The 1200-nt window shown below is 53.2% G+C and carries 1 protein-coding gene; it reads right to left on the bottom strand.

Annotated features, from left to right (window positions below; all coding sequences use genetic code 11):
- Positions 1-48: 48 nt before the first annotated feature.
- Positions 49-1190, bottom strand: a protein-coding gene (locus CKW14_RS29170) for an IS3 family transposase (protein ID WP_286079704.1) whose coding sequence is annotated in 2 segments (ribosomal slippage) — positions 49-929 and positions 929-1190 — 1143 coding nt in all. Because the reading frame shifts where the segments join, the coding sequence is not laid out codon by codon here.
- Between the last annotated feature and the right edge of the window lie 10 nt (positions 1191-1200).

The raw sequence follows: 1200 nt of genomic DNA, 5'->3' as shown, positions 1-1200 counted from the left end.
TGATCTGGTCAAACGATACTGGACACGGTTATAGGGTTTTACCCTTTTTCATGCCGCCAGGGCCTCCATGTCCACCGGAGTTCGGTAGCCATTGTGACTGTGCAGCCTGATCCGATTGTAATAATGGGTCAGGTAGCGCAATACATCGGTACTGGCCTCATCTTCGTTTCGGTAGCCAGCCTTGGGTATCCATTCAGATTTCAAACTGCCAAAGAAACGCTCCATCGGGGCGTTATCCCAGCAGTTTCCTCGTCGACTCATGCTTTGTTTTATGCGCATGTCCGCCAGCGTTTCACGAAACACTTTACTGCTGTAATGACAGCCCTGATCCGAATGGAACATTAGGTTTTCAGGGCGTCCTCGCGACTCGAAAGCCATCTTTAACGCTCGACAGGTCAGAGCTGAATCCGGACTTCTGGACATGGCCCAGCCGACGATGCGGCGGGCATGCAGATCAAGTACAGCAGCCAGATAAACCCAGTAAGTACCGGCCCAAATGTAAGTCACGTCGCCACACCACACTCGATTGGGGGCCTCGACATTGAATTTACGCTCCAAATGATTGGGGGCGTATTGCGCCTCCGCACCGCTGGGTTTGTACCGATGCCTGCGCCGTTGCTGGCTCTTCAAACCGAGCTCGCGCATCAGGCTACGAGCCATGTAACGACCTACCGACTCTTTTTCGTTACACAGCGCTTTTGACAGGCTGCGCGCGCCCATTGAGCCGCGACTTTGCTCATGTAATTCGGCAGCCTTGATCTTTAGGCGATCGCGCCCGACATGCACTTTCGCCCGCTGTTTCAGACGCTCGTAATAACTGCTGCGGTTGATGCCAAACACGCCACACAACTCGGATCTTGGATATTGCTCGCTTAACTCCTCGACCAGCCTTACCGATCGAGGGAATCCGACATCAAGAGAGCTGTAGCCTTTTTTAAAATTTCCTTCTCGCGCTCAATCCGTCGAATTGTTGCTTCCAGTTCCTGGATGCGTTGTTGGTCAACGGTCATGGCCTTGGACTTCTCAGGCGTCTTGCCACTGCGCTCCGCACGCAGTTGCTCAACCCAGCGACGCAGAGCTGTAGGGCCCACGCCCATTGCTTCGCAGGCTTCACTCACCGAATAGTCTTTATCCAAAACCAGGCAAGCCGCATCCCGTTTGAAATCTGTCGAAAAATATCGTCTGGTCAAATCACACCTC

The sequence above is a fragment of the Pseudomonas sp. Irchel s3a12 genome (assembly GCF_900187485.1).
In the GTDB taxonomy this organism is placed as follows: Bacteria; Pseudomonadota; Gammaproteobacteria; order Pseudomonadales; family Pseudomonadaceae; genus Aquipseudomonas; species Aquipseudomonas neuropathica.
This window is presented reverse-complemented; position numbering and strand designations above follow the sequence as displayed.